Origin of the sequence: Mesorhizobium sp. B2-1-3A, assembly GCF_006442655.1 — a bacterium.
Taxonomy (GTDB): domain Bacteria; phylum Pseudomonadota; class Alphaproteobacteria; order Rhizobiales; family Rhizobiaceae; genus Mesorhizobium.
In genome coordinates this window covers 375728-392936 of the sequence record NZ_VFWK01000006.1, presented here as the reverse complement: position 1 = coordinate 392936, position 17209 = coordinate 375728, and the positions used below count along the sequence as shown (strand labels likewise).

At 61.3% G+C, this 17209-nt stretch carries 15 protein-coding genes; 4 read left to right on the top strand and 11 right to left on the bottom strand.

The features are described 5' to 3' along the window. The first annotated feature begins 28 nt into the window (after nucleotides 1–28). Nucleotides 29–856, top strand: coding sequence for an SDR family NAD(P)-dependent oxidoreductase (locus tag FJ977_RS26260; protein WP_140775060.1), 828 nt, complete (start codon nucleotides 29–31; stop codon nucleotides 854–856). Nucleotides 857–900: 44 nt separating this feature from the next. Here the strand turns inward: FJ977_RS26260 and FJ977_RS26255 are convergent, their stop codons facing one another. The 6 genes from FJ977_RS26255 to FJ977_RS26230 form a co-directional block, all read right to left on the bottom strand. Beyond that, entirely contained in the window at nucleotides 901–1644 is a 744-nt protein-coding gene (locus tag FJ977_RS26255) for a GntR family transcriptional regulator (RefSeq protein WP_140775059.1), read from the bottom strand. A gap of 97 nt (nucleotides 1645–1741) precedes the next feature. Continuing rightward, nucleotides 1742–2791: an oligopeptide/dipeptide ABC transporter ATP-binding protein gene (locus FJ977_RS26250; RefSeq protein ID WP_181180075.1), complete on the bottom strand. Its 1050-nt coding sequence runs from the start codon at nucleotides 2789–2791 to the stop codon at nucleotides 1742–1744. Beyond that, complete coding sequence (locus FJ977_RS26245) at nucleotides 2788–3789, bottom strand: ABC transporter ATP-binding protein (protein WP_140775057.1); 1002 nt, start codon at nucleotides 3787–3789, stop codon at nucleotides 2788–2790. The genes FJ977_RS26250 and FJ977_RS26245 overlap by 4 nt, the downstream gene beginning before the upstream one ends. Next, nucleotides 3786–4637, bottom strand: a complete 852-nt coding sequence (locus FJ977_RS26240) for an ABC transporter permease (RefSeq protein WP_140775056.1) — start codon at nucleotides 4635–4637, stop codon at nucleotides 3786–3788. Before FJ977_RS26240 ends, FJ977_RS26245 begins: the two co-directional genes overlap by 4 nt. Before the next feature lie 8 nt (nucleotides 4638–4645). Further along, nucleotides 4646–5665 (bottom strand): ABC transporter permease, encoded by a 1020-nt coding sequence (locus FJ977_RS26235; protein ID WP_140775055.1) that lies wholly within the window; start codon nucleotides 5663–5665, stop codon nucleotides 4646–4648. A 39-nt stretch (nucleotides 5666–5704) separates the two neighbouring features. Then, nucleotides 5705–7324, bottom strand: coding sequence for an ABC transporter substrate-binding protein (locus FJ977_RS26230; RefSeq protein WP_246683338.1), 1620 nt, complete (start codon nucleotides 7322–7324; stop codon nucleotides 5705–5707). A gap of 377 nt (nucleotides 7325–7701) precedes the next feature. Here FJ977_RS26230 and FJ977_RS26225 point away from each other — a divergent pair, with 377 nt between their 5' ends. The 3 genes from FJ977_RS26225 (at nucleotide 7702) to FJ977_RS26215 (ending at nucleotide 11674) form a co-directional block, all read left to right on the top strand. After that, a complete protein-coding gene (locus FJ977_RS26225) occupies nucleotides 7702–8580 on the top strand; it encodes an SMP-30/gluconolactonase/LRE family protein (RefSeq protein ID WP_246683337.1) in 879 nt (292 codons plus the stop codon). A 66-nt stretch (nucleotides 8581–8646) separates the two neighbouring features. Continuing rightward, a complete protein-coding gene (locus tag FJ977_RS26220; RefSeq protein ID WP_140775054.1) occupies nucleotides 8647–10110 on the top strand; it encodes an FAD-binding oxidoreductase in 1464 nt (487 codons plus the stop codon). 16 nt (nucleotides 10111–10126) lie between these two features. Continuing rightward, complete coding sequence (locus FJ977_RS26215; RefSeq protein ID WP_348643231.1) at nucleotides 10127–11674, top strand: acetolactate synthase large subunit; 1548 nt, start codon at nucleotides 10127–10129, stop codon at nucleotides 11672–11674. Between the two features lie 205 nt (nucleotides 11675–11879). Here the strand turns inward: FJ977_RS26215 and FJ977_RS26210 are convergent, their stop codons facing one another. From FJ977_RS26210 to FJ977_RS26190, 5 genes are read right to left on the bottom strand one after another with little or no spacing between them, the layout of a single operon-like run. Beyond that, nucleotides 11880–12809: a LysR substrate-binding domain-containing protein gene (locus FJ977_RS26210; protein ID WP_140775053.1), complete on the bottom strand. Its 930-nt coding sequence runs from the start codon at nucleotides 12807–12809 to the stop codon at nucleotides 11880–11882. 58 nt (nucleotides 12810–12867) lie between these two features. Then, entirely contained in the window at nucleotides 12868–13782 is a 915-nt protein-coding gene (locus FJ977_RS26205; protein WP_140775052.1) for an SMP-30/gluconolactonase/LRE family protein, read from the bottom strand. Between the two features lie 15 nt (nucleotides 13783–13797). Further along, nucleotides 13798–15300 carry an aldehyde dehydrogenase family protein gene (locus FJ977_RS26200; protein WP_140775051.1) on the bottom strand — a complete coding sequence of 501 codons (1503 nt, stop codon included), beginning with the start codon at nucleotides 15298–15300 and terminating at the stop codon, nucleotides 13798–13800. Between the two features lie 21 nt (nucleotides 15301–15321). Then, a complete protein-coding gene (locus FJ977_RS26195; protein WP_210243875.1) occupies nucleotides 15322–16782 on the bottom strand; it encodes an aldehyde dehydrogenase in 1461 nt (486 codons plus the stop codon). Nucleotides 16783–16817: 35 nt separating this feature from the next. Beyond that, on the bottom strand, nucleotides 16818–17195 hold the full coding sequence (locus FJ977_RS26190; protein WP_140775049.1) for a carboxymuconolactone decarboxylase family protein: 378 nt from the start codon (nucleotides 17193–17195) through the stop codon (nucleotides 16818–16820). Nucleotides 17196–17209: the final 14 nt, after the last annotated feature.

Below are 17209 nucleotides of genomic sequence, written 5' to 3'. Positions count from 1 at the left end.
TGCCTGGCCCACAAGAGACAGAGGCAAAATGAAACCGTCCAAACCAAAGGTCTTTCTCATTACCGGCGCGGCAAGCGGCATCGGCGCGGCTCTGGCCAGGTTGGCGGCCGAAGCCGGCAACACGGTGGTGCTGGCCGATATCAACCTCCCCGGCGCGACGACGGTTGCGAAGGAAATCGGTCCTGCCGCCTCGGCGGTCAAACTGGACATCTGCTCTTCTGAGCAGTGGGAACAGGTGCTCGGGCACATCTGGGAAAAATTCGGACGCCTTGATGTTCTGGTGAACAATGCGGCGATCGTCCACACGGGTTACGCGCGCGACCTGACGATGGAAAAGCACGAGGACACGATGCGGACAAACTTCTTCGGCCCCGTCAAAGGCATGATGGCCGCATTGCCGAAGTTCAACGCACAAGGACATGGCCATCTGGTCACCGTCTGCAGCATGACGGCATTCCTGCCGTTTCCCGGCATTGCGAGCTATGCCGCGGCAAAACATGCGCTTCGTGCGTATCATCTTGCCCTCGCGCTCGAGGAGCGCGGCAGCCCGGTGAAATTCACGATCGTTCATCCGACCTCGACCGAAACACCGATGCTCGACAAGGAGGCCGAGGACGATGCGATGGCGCTGTCCTTTGCCGGAACGCCAGTGACCGCGGAGTTTGTCGCAGGCATCGTCCTGGAAGCCATTCGCAAGAATACGATCGAGGCCTTTGCGCCGCTCGAACGCGGCAAGGTCGTCAAGAAGCTCGGGGCCAGTCCGCGCAGCCTTTGGAAGATGATGGACCGGAATGCGGCAATCGGGGCAGAGAAGCTCAAGGCCCGCCGCGCAGCCAGGACGACACCGTCAAAATAGGGCCGACACCGACCGCGCCACTGCGGCCACCAGGAGCGGACCGATCAAGCCTCGGCCTTCTTGCGTCGGGACTTTTTCACATGCCCTGCATTGGCCTCGTTCTTGATCTTCTCGAGGATCACATAGGACCCTTCGCGCAGATCCCGGACGACCAGTTCGCCGGTTTCACCGGGCGCCCGGCGTGCGAGAGCGTCGATAATCAAAAGATGCGGATGCACGCTGTGGGCCGCGCTGCGGACAAGGGGGTACTGATTGTTCACGAACGGGCCAGCCAGGAGCCACAGATTCTCGATGCAGCGGACCAGCACATCATTGCCTGATGCCCGGTAGATGGTGAAATGAAACTCCTGATTGGCGGCCAAGGCCTCCTTCCAGCGTTCCTGGTTTTCGGATTGAACGAACCTGTCGTGTAGTGCCTTCAGGGCTTCTATGTCGTCCTCGCTGATATGGACGGCGCCCAGTTCCGCCGCGAGACGTTCAAGCGGCGCCCTGGTCTCACGGATGTTGATGTATTGGGGAATGGTCAGGACAGGCACGCGCGGCTGATGGCCAAGCCGCAATTCCAGCGCGCCCTCGCGAACGAGTTGAACGATCGCTTCCCGCACCGGGGTTGGAGACATATCGTAGGCGGCGGCGAGCCGGCGAATATTGAGCCGGCTGCCAGGCTCGTATTGTCCGGTCATCAAATCGATGCGCAACCGCGCATAAATGCGCTCCGACAGACTGTCGCGGTTTGCATCCTGTCCCTCAGGCTCCAAATCGATTTCTTCCGTCGCCGGGGAACTCATGACTGCTCATCACATAGGGCCAAACCGCGAAATGCTCTTTCTCCCATAGCATAAGTCTGGAGGCGTTCCATCGCTGCGCTAAAGCTCGGAACAAACCTTATCTCACGTCGGGCTCCGGAAAATGGCAAGCGAAAGTAGACCTGCCGACGGTGCGCAGCATGGGTTCTTCGGTTGCGCATAGATCCTGTGCCTTCCAACACCGGGTTCGGAACCTGCAGCCGCTTGGCGGCGCAGCAGGGCTCGGCAAGTCCCCCTTCAAGACGATCCGCTGTCGCTGACGCTCGCTCCTTGGATCAGCAGTGGGCACGGCGGAAAGCAACGCGACGGTATAGGGATGTCTGGGGCTGTCGAATATCTGCTCCCTTGGCGCGAGTTCGACGATCTTTCCAAGGTACATGACCGCGACCCGGTTCGAGATATGACGGACCGTGGAAAGATTGTGCGCGACGAAAAGGTAGGAGAGGCCAAGCCGTTCCTGCAGATCCGCAAGCAGGTTCAGAATGCCGGCCTGAATGCTGACGTCGAGCGCGGAGACAGGCTCATCCAGGATCACCACCTTGGGATTGACCGCAAGCGCACGTGCTATGCCCACGCGTTGCCTTTGACCGCCCGAAAGCTCGTGCGGGAAGCGCTGAAGATGCTCTTTGTTCAGCTTGACCAGGTCGACAAGTTCGTGAAGGCGCTCCAGTCGCTGCTTCTTCGTCATATCGAGAAGGCCCAAAGGCTCTGAAATGATCTCGCCGATACGCATGCGCGGATGAAGCGATGCGAACGGATCCTGAAACACCACCTGGAGATGACGGCGCTGGCGGCGCATCTCCTCCTCGCTGAGTTTTGCGAGATTGACGCCGTTGAGGAAGACCTCTCCCGAGGTCGGGGGAGACAGCCGCAGGATGCAACGCGCGAGGGTCGACTTGCCGCAACCGGATTCGCCGACAAGACCCAGCGTCTCTCCTGTCGCCAGATCGAAACTCACTCCGGCGACCGCGCGGATCACCGGCGCGTTCTTTGATCCCGAAAACGCTCCCCCAGTACCGAATTCCTTGACGAGATTTTGCACTGAAAGCAGAGCCGGCCTGTCCGCTTGCGACGGGCTTTCGTCGGCGGTTTGCTTCAGTGTCGGATCGTCGCGTGTGGCCGACGTCATGCCGTTTTCCTTCGGCTGTGATACTGCGGCAGCGTCGGTGCCAAATGGCATGCCACATCCGAGGCGCCAGCCTTCATCAATGATGGAGATTCGCTCCGGCACCGATCGATAGCGAAATGACAACGCGGGTTGAACGCGCAACCTGACGGTATGGTCTGAGCCGTTGGCGGAGCACCACCAATGTCGATGAGCCGGCCGATCTCGCCTTTCATTTCGGGAAGCGAGCCCAACAGGCCTCGGGTATAGGGATGGCCGGGCCGATCGAACAGATCGTCGACGGCGGCACGCTCGACGATCGATCCCGCATACATGACCGAGACCCCTTCGGCCATGCCGGCGACAACGCCAAGATCGTGCGTGATCAGAACCAGCCCGGTGCCCTGCTGGCGGCAGAGCTGCCTCAAAAGCTCCAGGATCTGAGCCTGGACCGTGACGTCGAGCGCCGTGGTCGGCTCATCGGCGATGATCAAGTCCGGCTTGTTCGCGATGGCGATGGCGATCACCACCCGTTGACGCATGCCACCGGAAAATTCGTGCGGGTATTGCTGCATGCGCTTTTCCGGAAACGGTATCGCGACTTCGGAAAGCAACGCGAGCGCCTGATCATGCGCCTGTTTCGCCGAGATCGTCGGATTGTGGATCCGTATCGCCTCCATGACCTGGTCTCCGACGGTCAGCACCGGGTTCAAGGCGGTCAGCGGATCCTGGAAGATCATCGACATCCTGGAGCCGCGCAATTGCTCGAGTTTCTTCGCCGGGCAGCCTATCAATTCGCTGCCGAGCAATTTTACCGAGCCGCTGATACGCGCGGACGGCGGCAAGAGCCCCATGACGGCACGCATGGTGATGCTTTTGCCGGACCCGGATTCGCCGACCAGGCTGATGATCTCGCCCTTGCGAATGGAAAACGACACGCCGCGCACGGCGTCGACATATCCGAACGGTGTGTCGAACGCGATCTTGAGATCCCGGACATCGAGAAGCGCTTCATCCTTCATGCATGCTTCCTCGGATCCAAAATGTCGCGCACCCGGTCGCCGATGAAATTCAGGGCCAGCACGACGCTCAGAATGGCGGCCCCCGGGGCTGCCGCGATCCACCAGTAGTAAAAATTGACCGCGCCGTCAGAGACCATCGCTCCCCATTCCGGCGCCGGCGGTGCGGCTCCAAGCCCGATGAAACTCAGGGAGGCCGCCAGCAAGACGACCTGGCCGAAATCCATCGTCGCGTTGATCAGAATGGGCGTCCAGCAAAGCGGCAGAATGTAGCGGGTCAACAGCCGGCGCGGCCTGACACCAGACGAGATGGCGGCATCGACATGCTCCATCTGCTTGACGCTTATGACCTGTGCCTGCATCAGCCGCGTGTAGAGTGGCCACCAGACGGCAATCATCGCCAATGTTGCGGTCCACAGCCCCGGTCCGAGAGAGGCGGCCACGGCCATGGCCAGGAGCATGGGCGGAAACGATAACGTCACGTCGACCAGGCGCATGATCACCGTGTTGGTCCAGCCGCCGAAGAAACCGGCGACGGCACCGAGCAGGCTGCCAAAAAATGCGCCGACCGAGACGACGAGCAAAGCGATGGGGATCGAATAGACGGCGCCAGCCATGGTGCGCGAAAACACATCGCGGCCGATCGCATCGGTACCCAACAGATGCGCGAAGCTTGGTGGTTGCAGGCGCCGGCCGACCATGTCGAGCGGAGCATAAGGCATCCAGTATTGGGACGTCAGCGCGGCCATGATCCAGAACAGGATGATGACCAGGCCGATATAGCCCGGGACGACAGACCAAAGGTCACGGCGGCGGCGCTGCCGGGACGGGGCGAATATGATACTGGCCATCTCGCCGCCTATTGGAGTTTGATTCTTGGATCGACCAGCACGTAGGTGAGGTCGGTCAGGAGATTGGTCAGCAGGAAGGCGGCGCCACCGAGCATGGTCACGCCCATGATCGCCGGATAATCCAGGGCTCGCGCCGAATCCACGGCATATGAGCCTATGCCTGGCCACGAGAAAATGGTCTCGGTCAGAACCGCGCCAGTGATCAGGAATGCAAAGGAATAGCCGATCACGGTGATTGCCGGGATAAGTGCATTGCGCAACGCGTGATGGAAGAGCACGCGTTTGCTACTCGCCCCCTTTGCCCTGGCCATCATGATGTAATCCTGGCCAAGGACGTCGAGCATGCTGGCCCTTACCAGCCGCGAGATAATGCCGGTGATCGACCAACCCAGAACAGCAGCCGGAAGGATCAGATGCGAAACGGCCTCGAAGAAGCTGGAGATGTTGCCATGCAACAGCGCGTCGACGGTGTAGAACCCGGTGATTGGATCCACAGGAGTGGAACGTGAATCGAGCCTGCCTGGCCCAGGCAGGATTCCAAGCTGCACGGAGAAGATCGACAGCACCGCCAGACCCGACCAGAAGACGGGAATGGAAGAGCCGAGCAGCGCGAACAACCTGACCAGGTGATCGACAATCGTGTCTCTCATTCTGGCTGCCAGCACACCCAGCAGAATACCGGAGACCGAACCGACAAGCAGGGCTGCGATGACAAGCTCCAGCGTGGCCGGCAGACGCGCCAGGAGATCCTGCGAAACCGGGCGCTTGGTACGAAAGGAAATGCCGAGATCGCCGGTGACGACGTTCTTGACATAAAGGACGTATTGCTCGACCGGGCTCTTATCGAGCCCCCATCTTGCCTTGGCGGCCGCCACGGCCTCGGGATTGCTGAGCTGGCGCTCCGGCAGGATCGATGACAAGGGATCGGCCTGCGTGCCATGTGACAGGATGAAGGCGACGGTCAGAACACCAAGCAGAAGCGGCGGCAACCCGATCAAGCGACGAAAGACATATCGGTAGGCTTGCATGAATTCGAACTCTCGATCAGGCCACTCCGCGACTGGGCGCTATTTCTTGATGCTGAGATCCTGCAACGGCAGCACGGCGGTGACGCTGTACTTCATGCCTTGCACCTTGCTGCTGTAGGCAAGCACCGTATCCGGCCCGACCAACGGGACGATGACGCGATCCTTTATCATCTCCAGGGCGATCTCATTGTAAAGTTTGTCACGCGCCTCGGTGGGCGATGCGACAGCTTTGTCCAACAACGCCTTCTCCTCCATGTTAAGGACGCCCTGCACCCGCTCCGCTCCCGAACGCTTCAGCCAGCGCGTGCCCGGGATCATGCCAAATGTCTTCACATACTGGTCGGTGCCGTAATAGTCGGGCGCGTAGAAGGACGCCGTCAGCGATGTTCCATCGCCTTTGACGGTATCGAGCCAAACGGGGAAGGTAACCGGCTTCAGCTGAAGCCGGATGTTGACCTTGGCCAGGTCCTGCTGGACGAGCTGCATCAAGGTCGACATGTCGACGCCATAGTAATTCTCGTTTGGGAACACTGACTCGATGTCGAATCCGTCCGCCAGTCCCGCTTCCTTGAGGAGGGCCTTTGCCTTCTCCACGTCATGGACCGGCATCGGCAGACCGTCGGTCCCCGGGAAACCGTTCGGGATTGCCACCGGCACCATCTTGCCGGCGCCGCCGATGGTGAAGTCGATAATGCCCTGGTAGTCGAGCGCGTAGGCGATCGCCTGGCGGACCTTCGTGTCCATCGGGACCTTGTTGGATTTCGCTCCCGGGCTGATCGCCATGTAGATGAAATTGTACGAGGGAACAGTCTCGACGGTAACGCCAGGCACATTGATCGTCTTTGCCGTGTCGGGCGCGATCTGCATGGCTATATCCACATCGCCACTCTGCAGGACCTGGGCCTGGGCAACCGAGTCCTTCGTCTGCTTGATGACAATCTCCTCGATCGCCGCCGGCTTGTCCCAATAGGCCGCGTTACGCTTGAACCGCAGCTCATCATTGGGGCTGTAGGATTCCAGCGCATAGGGGCCACTCCCGGCGGAATTGGCGAGGAACCAGGGCTCGGCGGAGTCGGTGGCGGCATCGTCCTTGCCGGCCTTGGCGCCATGCTCGATGGCGACGTCGCTGTTCACGATACCAGCGTAGGGCGCAATCACCTTCCCCAGAAATTCGGAGTCGGGCTGGGTGAGCTTGACGACCACCGTGTGAGCGTCCGGCGTCTCGATCGACTTCACCGTTTCAAACAGCCAGGCCATGCCGCCTTGCAAATTGGTCAGCCGATCCCACGACCACTTCACATCCTTGGCTTCGACCGGCGACCCATCGGCGAAAACAGCCTTCGGGTTGAGATGGAAAGTGAACTCCGTGTTGTCGTCGTTGACTTCCCACTTCTGCGCCAAGGCCGGAATGATGGTCTTGTTGTCGTCGCCGAGGCGCACCAGCGTCTCGTAGACGGCATAGAGGAAGATATTGCAGGTGTCGCAGGAGGTCCGCGCCGGATCGAGCGAATTGACCGCGAGGTTGCGCGCGATGATCAACGGCTTCTCCTGCGCCGACACGGCGCCGAGCGAGGAGGCCAGCATCACAGCCACCGTGGTTGAGAGAAGGACGGCCCGGATTGCACGCCCGGTGCTGGGCATATCGGCTGTTTTGATCATTGCTCATTCCCCTTGTTGTCCGCCTGATTCAGTTCAGGGCGCCTTATTTGATATATCATAGATGCCAATCCCGAACGTCTGTCAATCTCTTTTTAAGCGACAAGGCAGACCGGCTCGACCTTGAGCGCACTTCGGCAGAATCCATGCCTATCCCCATTTTATGGTGCGATTCCTGGCATAAATCTCTGATTCTGATGACATTCTGACAACCAAACACCAGGCTGCCTTGCCCAAAATCCTGCCGAAAAGCCCCCTTTTCGAGAAATATGACGGCCATACGCATGATCGGCAGTCGACAAAGATAGCTATTTTGCTATATCAAATTTCTAACATCACATCGGACGCCGACTGTCTTGGAGTGCAAGGTGGAGATAGACGTGCCCATAACGACCAATTCGTTCGAGACCTGCATCGATTTCGGGCTCGAGATTGGCGAGAGTCCGGTGTGGGACCCCATTCGATCCATCCTCTGGTTCGTCGATATCCTGCGCCCGGCCATCTACAGCCTTGATCCCATCTCCAGGAGCATCGCGCACTACAGGATGCCGTGCGAGGTCGGCAGCATCGGCAGGGCAAATGGAGGCCTCCTCGTCGTCGCCTTGCGCAGCGGCATCCATCTCTTTGATCCGGCAACGCAGCGTCTCGACTTCCTGGTCCATCCGGAACCCGAGATGACCATGAATCGTCTCAACGATGGAAAAGTCGGACCGGACGGCTGTTTCTGGGTCGGCAGTATGCACGATGCGGTGCCAAGGGCGCCTTCGGGCGCCCTTCATCGCATCACGCCTGATGGGCGAAGCAGGAAGGTTCTCGATGGGCTTTACGTCTCGAACGGACTGGCCTGGAGCCCCGATGGACGGACCATGTATCACGCGGATTCCCGCGGCCCCTTCATCCAGGCGTTCGATTTTGATGCAGCGACCGGGAACATTTCAAATGGCCGCATGATCGCCCTACTCGACGAGATGAAGGGGTTGCCGGACGGCGCGGCCGTCGATCAGCATGGCACATACTGGAGCGCCGGTGTCTCCGCGGGACGGCTCAATAGAATAACGCCTGACGGTTTCATGCTCGACCCGGTGAAAGTGCCGCTCGATGCGCCCACCATGCCCTGCTTTGGGGGGAGCGATCTGCGAACCCTCTTTGTGACGTCTCTCTCCACGATCGCGCCCGGCAGGACCAACAGCGGCTCGCTGATAAGCTTCAGGGTGGCCGTGCCCGGAGCACCTGTCGGGCAGTTCGGATGGCCCGGCTGAGGCGCATCGACTTTCGCCGGCGAACAAACGCGCTCCAGTCCCAGCGGAAACAACGGAACAAGACATATGTCAGTCCTTGAGATCGAACGCCATGTTGCTGAACTGCGCGCCATACTCGGCGACAACGGCGTGCTGACCGGCACCGACATGGCCCCCTATGAAGTCGGCGCCCGGGTCGATCAGGGAAAGTCGGCCTTTGTCTTGCGTCCGGCAACGACGCAGCAGGCCGCAGCCGCCATCTCCTACTGCGTGCGCGAGAGAATCCATATCGTGCCGCAGGCGGGAAACACCGGAGTGGTCGCGGCATCGACACCCGATGCCAGCGGCCGGCAGGCGGTTCTGAGCATCGACCGAATGAACCGGAAATTCGAACTTGACCTCGACAACCGCTCCGTTCGCGCCGACGCGGGCATGCGGCTGTCCGAACTCAATGCGAAATTGGAAGGGCACGGGCTGTTTTTCCCCATCGATCTTGGCGCGGATCCGCGGCTGGGCGGCATGCTGGCGACCAACACCGGAGGCGCACGCTTCCTGAAATTTGGCGATGTCCGCAAGAATACTTTGGGCTTAACGGTCGTCCTGGCGGACGAAAACGGAACCGTCCTCGACCTGAATTTCGACCTGCGCAAGAACAACACCGGCGTCGACTGGAAGCACTTGTTCATCGGCACGTCAGGGGTTTTCGGCCTGATCACGGAATGCGTCCTCAATCTCGAGCGGCTGCCCCGCCAGACGGCGGCGGCGCTGCTGGTCCCGACGAATCCGGCCAAGATCATGCCTCTACTCAATGCCATGGAAGCGCGGCTGGGCGCATACCTGACCGCCTTCGAAGGCATGTCGGGGAATGCGATCGCAGCGACCTTGGCCCATATCCCATCGCTGAGAAACCCGTTCCAGGGCGGCTTGATACCCAGCTATGTCATCCTCGTCGAGATCACGCGCAGTTGGGACCCGAGGCAGGGCGAGCAGCCCCTCTCCGAGACACTCGAAAGCGTGCTCGCTGAAATCTGGGAAAGCGCGGACTGTCCGTTAGCGGATGCGATCTTCGGACCACCGCATGAGATCTGGTCACTGCGGCATGCGATCTCCGAAGGGGTCAAGCATCTGGGCAAGCTTGTCGCCTTTGATCTTTCGTTCCGCCGTGGGCAACTGATGGCGTTCTGCGAACGAATGGCGATCGAGATCCCGCAAAAATTTCCCGACGTTTCCATCTGCGATTTCGGCCATATCGGCGATGGCGGCGTGCATTTCAATCTGGTCGCGTCGAAGGGCGGTGCAAGTGCCGCCGACAGCACCTTCGAAAGACGCGTCCGCGACTGGGTGGTCGATATCGTCGTCAACGATTTCGGCGGCAGCTTCAGCGCCGAGCACGCAATCGGCCGCAAGAACCAAGCCTACTACGATGCGTACACACCACAGAAACTCAAGGATCTCGCCTCCGCCCTCAAGGCCGTCACGTCCCCCGCGGGGATCGGCATAGCGCGCTACGACGGAGCCGCCAGCCGACCGACCTCGAACGCGACGTCTTGAAGGATCGGACAGAAAAATGATGAACGGTGCCGAGAGTCTGGTCAGGACCTTGCTGGCGTGTGGGGTGAACACGTGCTTTGCCAATCCGGGAACCAGCGAAATGCACTTTGTCGCGGCGCTGGACCGCATTGCCGGGATGCGCTGTGTACTTGGCCTGTTCGAAGGCGTGGTGACCGGCGCCGCGGACGGCTATGGACGAATGACCGGCAAGCCAGCCGCCACCTTGCTGCATTGCGGCCCGGGCCTGGCAAACGGCCTCGCCAACCTTCACAACGCACGCCGTGCGAACACACCGATCGTCAATCTGGTTGGTGACCAGGCGACCTATCACCGCCCGCTGGACGCACCGCTGACGGCCGATACCGAAGGCTGGTCAAGGCCGGTTTCGCGATGGGTCAGAACATCCACGAGTTCGCACGCCGTTGGAGAAGACGCCGCGGCCGCCGTCGAAGCCTCGCTGCAAAGCCCGGGCGGCACGGCTAGCCTGATATTGCCGTCGGATGTCTGCTGGAGCCCGGGCGGTATTGTGGGGTCGCCCCGCGCCGTCTCTGGCGCCCCGCAAGTGAGCCCCGACGCCGTTATGACGGCAACGCGCCTGCTGCGTTCAGGCAGGCAGACGGCGATCATTCTTGGCGGCGTGGCGTTGCGCGCGCCGCAGCTCGAACTGGCGAGCAGGATCGCCGCCGCAACGAATGCCAGGCTTTATGCTCCCGTTTCAAATGCCCGCATTGAACGTGGTGAAGGACGATATCCGATTGCTCGGCTCCCTTATCCCATAGACCAGGCCGTCAAGGTGCTGTCGGACGTTTCAAACGTCATCCTTGTGGGCGCAACGCGTCCGGTGGCATTCTTTGCCTACCCGGACAAGCCTGCTTCGGCCGAGCCAAGAGATGCGGTCGTTCATGTCCTTGCCCGACCGGAACAGGATCTGAATGATGCCCTTTTGCGGCTTGCGGACGAACTGTGCGCCACTGATCATCCGATCTTGCCTGCTGTCAGGGAAAAGATATCGCCTCCGACCGGGTTGATAACGTCGCATGCGGTCGCACAGGCCTTGAGCGCCCTTTTGCCCGGGCAAAGCGTCATTGTGGATGAGAGCGTCAGCTTCGGCCGCGATTTCTTCTCCGAAACCCAGAATGCCGCTCCGCACGACTGGCTGCAACTTACGGGCGGCGCGATTGGCGCCGGTATTCCGCTCGCCACGGGAGCGGCCATTGGCGCGCCCGGGCGAAGGATCGTCAACCTGCAAGCGGACGGATCCGCTCTTTATTCCGCACAGGGGCTGTGGACGCAGGCACGCGAAAACCTCGATGTCACGACGATCATTCTTTCCAATCGCAAATACGCAATTCTGCTGGGCGAATTGGCCAATGTCGGAGCCGATCCGGGGCGGGTCGCGCTCGACATGATGAGCCTTGAGAACCCGTCGATCAGCTGGATCGATCTGGCAAAGGGCTACGGCGTCGAAGCGGCACAAGCGGCTTCGATGGAGCGTTTCACGCAATTGCTGACGATGTCGTTTCGACGCAATGGGCCATTCCTTATCGAACTGGTTGTACCCTGATCACATGGCTGGCAACCGAGTTGCGTGCACGCTATCGCGAGTTTAGCCAATGTGCTGGCCTCAAGCCCGACACCTCGACAATCGCCATAGAGGTCTCACCGTCACTCGAATGCTGACGGGTAGTTCAGGGCATTCGGCATCGACCCGACGGATAAGCGGGTTGCGGCCGATCTTTCCACCCGATCGGGAATGACGGCACCAACACTCATTCAGGATAAGTTGTCGGTTTCCAGATGTGGGTGGAAATGATGTCCCGCAGTTCCGTGCGCACCGCGCGGAAGAGCGGGCGAAAATTCGAGGACATCGGTCGCTGCGACGAGGTCGCGAGGATCAGCTGCCGGGTAATCGGCGGGTCGAATGGCCAGACCTCGATGCGGCCTGCCTCGACAAGGAGATGGACGGAAGCATAGGGCAGAACCGTATAGCCAGTGCCCTCCTCGACCAGAAGCAAGGTTGAAGGCATTGCCTCCAGCTCCATCTCGACGCGCGGATAGATGCCATGCTCCGCCAGGGTGTTGTCGATAAGCCGCCGCAGCCCGTGCGGGCGGCTGGGCAGGATCATCGGCAGCTCGGCGAAGATGTTGAGGCCGACCGGCCCGCGCGGCAGCACGCGCTCGGACAAGACCGGTCCGATCAGAAACAGCTCGTCATCGGCGAGCGGCTCGGTCAGCACCGAGGGATGGTTCGGCGAATTGTAGAGCACGGCGGCATCGATGCGGCCGGCGATCAGCCATTCCAGGATATGGCCGCTGAAGCCTTCGATCACCTGCAGCGCGACATTGGGAAACTCGTTCTTGATCTTCTTGACCAGCGGCACCGTCAACACAGTGCCGACCGAAGGCGGCACGGCCAGCACCAACCTTCCCTTCGGCGAGGATTTGAGGTTCGAGACGGCATTTTGCGCCAGCCGCATCCGCTCGACGATCTCGTCGGCATGGGCCTTCAGGAGCACGCCCGCCTCGGTCAGCACGACACCGCGGCCGTTGCGATAGAACAGCTCGACCCCGAGTTCCTCCTCAAGCCCGCGAATATGGCGCGTGACCATCGGCTGGGTGACGCTGAGGTCGAGTGCGGCCTTCGAGAAGCTGCCAGCCGCGCCGACGGCGATGAATACCTGTAGCTGCTTCGTGTCCAACTTTCACCCCAACCATCCGCTGCCGCAGCGCTTCCAAGCTCCCCCAGTGGTGTCCGTGTCACGTGCCGAACGGGTACTTCTGGCCTCGGACATTCAGGAACACGGCATAGACCGATGTTGTCGCCGTGATGAACAGCCGATTGTTGCGCGGCCCGCCAAAGGCCAGGTTCGCAACCATTTCCGGCACCTGGATTTTCCCGATGAGTTCACCCTCGGGCGTATGGCATTGTACGCCATCCCAAGCGCTGATCCAGAGATTGCCCATGACATCAACGCGAAAACCATCCGGAATGCCAGGCGATATGTCGGCGAAGATGCGGGAATTTGCCAATCTGTCGCCGTCAACGTCAAACCGCCTGACGTGATGGGGAGCGCTGCGGTCGGTTAGAAAACCGGAGTCCGAAATATAAAGGTGCTTCTCGTCGGGCGAGAAGGCGAGCCCGTTCGGCATGGAAAAATCATCGGCAACGACGGTGATCTTCCCCGATAGCGGATCGATCCTGTAGACGCGGCAGCCCGGTTGCTCCTGCAGGCCCTTGCGCCCGACATAATCGGAGATGATCCCGTAGTTCGGATCGGTGAACCAGATGCTGCCGTCGGACTTCACGACAACATCGTTCGGCGAGTTCAGCGGCTTGCCATCATAGGCGGAGGCCAGCACCGTGATCGAGCCGTCCCATTCGGTACGCACGACGCGGCGTTCCCCCTGCATGCAGGTGACCAGCCTTCCGCTGCGATCGCGCGTGTTGCCGTTCGGGTTGGAGACATGGCTTCGGAACAGCGAAACCGCGCCCGTCTCCTCGTCCCATCGCAGCATGCGGTCGTTGGGAATATCACTCCAGATCAACGAGCGAAGGTCGGCGAAATAGACCGGCCCCTCCGCCCAGCGATTTCCCGTGTGGATGGTTTCGAGGAATGCGACCGGATCGATCAGATCCCCGAACCGCGCATCGATCGTCTCGTAGCAGGACATCGGCCGCCCCCTCGCCTATGGCAGCCGGATCGCGACGGTCTTGGTCTCGGTGTAGAGCTGGAGCGCCTGTTCGCCAAGTTCGCGCCCCCAGCCCGATTGCTTGAACCCGCCGAACGGCATGGTGACGTCATTGAAGTTGTGGCAGTTCACCCAGACCGTGCCGGATTTGATCTTTGCGGCCAGCCGATGCGCGGCGCCCAGATTGTTGGTCCAGATCGATGCGGCCAGGCCATACTCGGTGTTGTTGGCATCCCTGGCGAGTTTGTCCAGGTCCTCGTCGTCGAAGGGCATCGCGCAGGCCACCGGCCCGAATATCTCTTCGCGGATCACCGACATGTCAGGCCGCGTACGGGAAATGACCGTCGGTTTGACGAAATAGCCGACGTCACCCGCACGCGCGCCGCCAGTGACGATCTCGGCGCCATCGCTCCTGCCTTCCGAGATCAGCCGGGTGATGCGTTCCATCTGCTGCTGAGAGACGACGGGGCCAAGCTCCGTCGCAGGATCAAGCCCGGCGCCGAGCTTCAGCTTTTCGGCGCGCTCCGCGATCCCGGACATGACCTTGTCGTAGATCTTCTTGTGAACGAAGAAACGCGTTCCCGCGCCACAGCTCTGCCCGGCATTGAAGAATGCCGCGCTTGAGGCGCCGGCCACCGCCATGTCGATGTCGGCATCGCCAAGCACGATGGTCGGCGCCTTGCCGCCAAGTTCCAGGCTGACCTTCTTGAGATTGCCGGTCGCGGCGCGGGCAATCAGCCGGCCGACCTCGGTCGAACCGGTGAATGCCACCTTGTCGATGTCGGGATGGGCAGACATCGCCGCACCGACGGTTTCGCCAAAGCCGGTCAGGATGTTGACTACGCCTTCCGGAAAACCGGCGTCCTGGACCAGCCTGCCGAAATAGAGCGCGCCGAGCGGCGTCTGCTCGGCCGGTTTGAGCACGATTGTGCAGCCGGCCGCCAAGGCCGGCGCCACCTTCCAGGCGAGCATGCTGAGCGGGAAGTTCCACGGGATGATCTGGCCAACGACGCCGACCGGCTCGCGGCGGGTGTAGGCGTGCCAGTCGCCGGGCGCGTTGATCGTCATCGTCTCGCCATTGATCTTCGTGGCCCACCCCGCATAGTAGCGGAACGTCTCGGCCGTGAATGGCACCTCGCCATTGCGGGAATCACCGATCGGCTTGCCGCTCTCATAGGAATTGAGCGTCGCCAGCATATCGACATTGGCATCGATCAGATCGGCGAGTTTCCAGATCAGCCTGGCGCGCTCGGCCGGCACCATTTTCGACCAGGGGCCGTCGATCGCCTTGCGCGCGGCCCGGACCGCCAGATCGACGTCGGCGCTGTCGCCGGCCGGCACGGCGGCAATGATCCGGCCGTTCGAAGGATCGACCACTTCCAACGTCTTTCCCGAGGCCGCCGGGAGCCACGCGTTGCCGACAAGCATCGCATGGCTGCCGCCGACGAACGCCGCCACCTTGGGATCGAGTGGCGGCACGGCATCGAAACGTATGGTCATGGTTTCCTCCCGAAGCATCGATCAGCGCTGGACGAACGGCGCGGGAATGGAATTCCCGGCATCGATCCAGATGCTTTTTTCCTGAAGATATTCGTAGATGGCGGTCTGGCCGTTCTCGCGGCCGATGCCCGACTGCTTGTAGCCGCCGAAAGGCGAGAGATAGCTGGTGGCGCGGTACATGTTGACCCAGACGCTGCCGGCCTCTAGCCGCTCGGGCAGGCGGATCGCCCGACCAAGGTCCTGCGTCCACATCCCGGCCGCAAGGCCGTAGATGGTGTCGTTGGCGATAGCCACCGCCTCGTCCTCGTCCTCGAAGGGGATGACCGACAGCACCGGTCCGAAGACCTCTTCCTGGGCGATGCGCATGGACTGCTTCACGTTGCCGAAGATCGTCGGCTCGACGAACCAGCCGTCGGCAATCGATGTGTCCTCGGGTACCTTGCCGCCGAGCAATCGCGCGGCGCCCTCGCCATTGGCGATGCCGATGTAATCGAGCACCTTGGCGCGCTGCGGCAAGGTGGTGATCGGACCCACCTGGGTCTCGGGATCGAGCGGATCGCCGATCCTGGCGGTCTTTGCGAAGGCGACCAGCTTCTCCGTCACCTGGTCATAGACCGAGCGCTGCACGAGCGCTCGCGATCCGGCGATGCAGGTCTGCCCGGTCGCGGCGAAGATGCCCGAAACGAGGCCGGGAATGGCGGCCTCCATCTTGGCGTCGGCAAAGACGATGTTGGCGGATTTGCCGCCGAGTTCGAGCGTAACCTTCTTGAGCCCGCCGGCGGCGGCCTGGTAGACGCGGCGGCCGGTCGCGTCGCCGCCGGTGAAGGCCACCTTGGCGACATCGGGATGCGTGACGAGGCGGTCGCCGATCTCGTGGCCGAAGCCGGTGACGATGTTGACGACGCCCTTGGGAAAGCCCGCCTTCTCGAAAAGCTGGCCGAAGAACAGAGCCGACACCGAGGAGAATTCCGACGGCTTCCAGACGACCGTGTTGCCCGCGGCGAGCGCCGGAGCAAGCTTCCATGTCGCCAGCATCAGCGGCGAGTTCCATGGGGTGATCGCGGCCACCACCCCGAGCGGCTCGCGGCGCGTGTAGTTGAACACGCCCGGCTTGTCGATCGGGATGACGCGCCCCTCGATCTTGTCGGCGAGGCCGCCAAAGAAGCGGAACCATTGCGGGATGTATTTGCACTGCATCCGCATTTCATTGATCAGCTTGCCGTTGTCGCGGGTTTCGAGAACGGCCAGGGTCTCGGCCTCCTCCGCCACGAGGTCGGCAAAGCGCGTCATGATCTGTCCACGCGCTGTTGGGGTCATTGTCCGCCATTCGCCGCGGAAGGCGGCCGCGGCTGCCTGAACGGCCGCATCGACATCGGCTATCCCGGCGCGCGGGAGGAGCGCCCAGGCCTTGCCGGTGAAGGGATCGAAGGATTCGAAATAATCCCCCGACTGAGCGGCGGCCTGGCGGCCGCCGATCAGCATCGACAGCTTTTCCGTGGCGAGCGGCGGACGGGTTGTCATGCTCCGACTTCCTGCAAAGCTTCGCGCGCCACCCGGAAAGAATCCACGCCTGCGGGCACGCCGGCATAGATCACGACCTGTAGAAGGACTTCGCGGATTTCGTCCTTGGTCACACCGTTGGTCAGCGCGCCCTTCACGTGCATCTTGAGCTCGTGCGGACGATTGAGGGCAGCGAGCATGGCGAGGTTCAGCATGCTGCGGGTCTTCTTGTCGAGCGTGTCGCGGCCCCAGACGGCGCCCCAGCAATATTCCGTCACGAGTTCCTGCAGCGGACGATTGAAATCGTCGGCGCTGGCGAAGGACTTCTCGACGAATTCTGCGCCCAGAACCGATTTGCGGATTTCAAAACCCTTGTCGAATACATCTTTGCTCATTGGATTGTCCTTTC